This window comes from Actinocrispum wychmicini (assembly GCF_004345645.1).
Classification (GTDB): Bacteria; Actinomycetota; Actinomycetes; order Mycobacteriales; family Pseudonocardiaceae; genus Kibdelosporangium; species Kibdelosporangium wychmicini.
On sequence record NZ_SLWS01000032.1, the window covers coordinates 1 to 2,577 of the forward strand.

A 2,577-nucleotide genomic window follows, 5' to 3' on the forward strand; every position below is an offset into this window, starting at 1 on the left:
GGAGGTGGTGGGTTCTGGTGGGGGTGTGGGTTCGGAGTTGGAGCGGGTGTTGGCGGGGGTGTGGGGTGAGGTTTTGGGGGTTGAGGGGGTAGGGGCGGGGGATAACTTCTTCGAGCTGGGCGGGGACTCCATGCTCAGCCTTCGGGTGTCCACCGCACTCGATCGGCTCGGCTACCACCTGCCGATCAACGCGCTGCTGTCTGGTGCGTCCCTCGCCGAGCTGGCGGCGAACGCCGTACAACCCAAAGAACTCATAGAGGCCGCGCCCGTCGAAGGCGACGACTATCCCGCGACACCGCTACAACTCGGCATGCTCGCCGCGGGACCGGAGTACTACCACGACGTGTTCACCTACCGGATTCCCCTTCCGCATCGGCTGTCCTTGCTACGAACGGTTCTCCGCGAGGTCTCGAACCGGCATCCGGCCCTGCGCACCTGGTTCGACCTGGGCGAGCTGCCACCGATGGCCTGCGTCGCACCGGATCACGAGCCGGCGGTGCACGTGGTGACCGAGGTTCTGCCGGCGGACGAGCGGACACGCACCGTCCAGCTGCGGGAGTTCCGCGCCCGGGAGACCCGGTCCGTCTTCCCCGAAGGCGTCCCGCCCTTGCGTTTCGTGATCCACGAGGATCCGGACCCGGACGCGTTCTTCCTGACCCTGAGCTTTCACCACGCACTCCTGGACGGATGGAGCGTGGCCCGCCTCATCGACGAGATCGCCCGCCGGTACGCACAGCGCCTCACCGACACCGACACCGAGGACGCCGGGCCGGCGCCACACCTCATGCCCCGATACGCCGCGTCGGTCCAAGCGGCCCTACGGAGCCCGGAGACATTGCGGTTCTGGCAGGAGGAGGCGCGGCGGGCACGGTCCGTACTGCCTGCCGAAACGAATCGGGCCGCGTTCGACCAGGCCGTCCACGTTCTGGACCGCGACGTCGTCGAAAGGATCACGGACCTTGCGCGCCAACTGCGGTGTGGCGCACGTACCCTTTTCCTCGCAGTCCTGCTCCAGGTGCTCGCTGAACTTGACCAGACCGACACGGTGACCGTGGGAACGGTCACCCACGGCCGTCCGGCAGTGGATGGCGCCGAGAAGGCGCTGGGTCTGTTCCTCAACACCGTCCCGCTGACCATCACCCTCACCGACCCGGAGCTGGCGGCAGTGGTCGCCAACTGTCAGGCGCGGGAAGCCCTGTCCCATCCCCATCGGGACTTCCCCTATGCCCAGACCAGGAAGCTGATCGGTGGCGACCTGCGCTACAACGTCAACTACACCCATTTCGCCTCTCGGGCGGCCGACGGACTGTACGGCCAGTACGGCGGTGCCGGATTCGTTGAACACACCGATCTGCCTGTCCTGATCAGCGTGTCACAGGACGTGGCCGCATCAGCCGTCCGCATCCGCGTGGCCACCACCGTGGCAGACCCGACGCGCAGCCCGAAGGACCTGTTGGACGCGTATGTCAAGGCTCTGCGCGCGACAGTACCGAGCCCGGAGGGTACGCAGCCGGCGTTGGTTGACGAGCACGGGGTGCTGGCCTTCGCCGGTTCGGTCGGCGACACGTCCCACCTGGGTCCGGCGCACTTGCTGTTCGAACAGTGCGCGGACCGGCACCCGGACGCGCCGGCTGTCCTTTTCGGACAAACGATGCTCACGTACGGGGAACTGGAAACCCGGGCGAACCAAGTCGCATGGGTACTCAGGACAATGGGGGTTGGTCGAGGCTCGCTGGTCGGCGTGTGCCTGCCGCGGGGAACCGACATGATCGCCGCTGTCATCGGGATACACAAGGCAGGTGGCGCCTACGTGCCCCTGGATCCGAAGTATCCGGTGACACGGCTCGCGTTCATCGTGGCCGACGCCGGGGTGGACGTCGTGCTGTCCTTCAGGGAAGCGCCCGAATTCGGGGTTCCTGTCGTGTTGGTCGATGCCCCAGAGGTGTTCGCGGGTGTGTCGGGTGAGCGTCCGGAGTGCGTGGTGACCGGCCTGGACGCGGCGTACGTGCTCTACACTTCAGGGTCGACCGGGCAGCCGAAGGGCGTGCTCGTACAGCATGACAGCTGTGCCAACCTGATCGCCTGGGCCCGTGACCAACGAGCCGGGCTTGCCACCAGCACCCTGATGTCCACGTCGTTGAACTTCGACCTCTCGGTGTACGAGATCTGGCTGCCGCTGACCTCCGGTGGCTGGACCCGGGTCGTCGAGGACATCCTCGTGTGGGGGATCGAGGACCATTCGACGGAGGACATGCCGGCCGTGATCAACACGGTGCCGTCCCTGCTGGACCAGGTCCTGCGGGAAACCGACATCGACCTTCGGGGGACACAGGTCAACCTCGCCGGGGAACCGACTCCGCCCCGGTTGCTCCAGGAATGCCTGGACCGTGGGGCGGACGGTGTGTTCAACCTCTACGGACCGACTGAGGCGACCGTGTACGCGCTCTGGGCCCGGCAGGAGGTCGGCAACCCCCAGGTCATTGGTCGTCCGTTGGTGGGTTCGCGGGTGGTGGTGGTGGGTGTGGGTGGTGGTTTGGTGGGTGTGGGTGTGGTGGGTGAGTTGTGGGTGGGTGGTGT

At 66.7% G+C, this 2,577-nt stretch carries 1 protein-coding gene; it reads left to right on the forward strand.

Annotated features, from left to right (window positions below):
- Window positions 1-58 precede the first annotated feature (58 nt).
- Window positions 59-2,577: AMP-binding protein (locus EV192_RS53450; protein WP_243727660.1), on the forward strand; the 2,519-nt coding region annotated here is incomplete at its 3' end.